Source organism: Paraburkholderia sp. RL18-085-BIA-A (assembly GCF_046027075.1).
Taxonomy (GTDB): Bacteria; Pseudomonadota; Gammaproteobacteria; order Burkholderiales; family Burkholderiaceae; genus Paraburkholderia.
The window spans coordinates 1-815 of sequence record NZ_JARESU010000509.1 but is presented as its reverse complement, the minus strand read 5'-3'; the positions used below and the strand labels follow the sequence as shown (position 1 = coordinate 815).

Here is an 815-nt window from a genome sequence, read left to right as displayed (position 1 = left end):
CACTATGTACCCTTCCGGATTATGTCTTGTAGCCTCCTGATAGCCCATTTTTCTGGGCAAATGGACAACGCCGGATAGAGATAATCTTGACTCCTCCACCCACGTAGGGAAGGAGTTCGTCGTGAAGTACACCATTCATGATCAGGTCGTTCTCTCGCGAGAACCTGAAGGTCCACTGGCAGCCCATCTATCATCCTTTGCCAACGCCATCTGCGCGCAGGGTTACAACGTATGGTCCCTGAAGCGGAAGGTCCGGATCGCCGCATGTTTCAGTCGATGGCTTAAACAGAGAGGTGTGGGGGTACGGGATATCTGCTTCGATCACGCAACACGATACTTGCGCTATCGTGCCCGGCATTTCCGGCCTCGCAACGATGATCGGGCAGCGCTCAGACAGCTTATTGGTTTCCTTCGCGGCGAAGGCGTGATTCCGCCTGAGCAGATGGCAACAATTCGGATTTCGGCGGCTGAGCGCTGTGTACAGGAGTACGAGGCGTACTTGCGCGATATTCAAGCTCTTGCCAGAGCCACGATCATTAACTACGTGCCGTTCGTCCGCGAGTTTCTCAAACATCGGTTCGGGAATGGGAGGGTCACGCTATCGAAACTACGTGCGGCCGATGTCGTGCGCTTTGTGCAGGTCCAGGCGCCACGACTGCATCTAAAGCAGGCGAAGCTTATGACCACTGCTCTGCGATCCTTTCTGCGCTATATGCGCTATCGCGGCGACATCACGCTGGACCTCGCTGCCGCCGTTCCGGTGGTCGCCAACTGGTCGAGCCCGTCAATTCCCCGGGGAATCTCAGCAGACCAGA

Annotated in this window: 1 protein-coding gene; it reads left to right on the top strand. The window is 56.1% G+C overall.

Annotation, left to right across the window (positions count from 1 at the left end; all coding sequences use genetic code 11):
- Positions 1-121: 121 nt before the first annotated feature.
- Positions 122-815 (top strand): site-specific integrase (locus tag P0D89_RS53550; protein WP_494478582.1); only part of this gene is annotated, 694 nt, incomplete at its 3' end.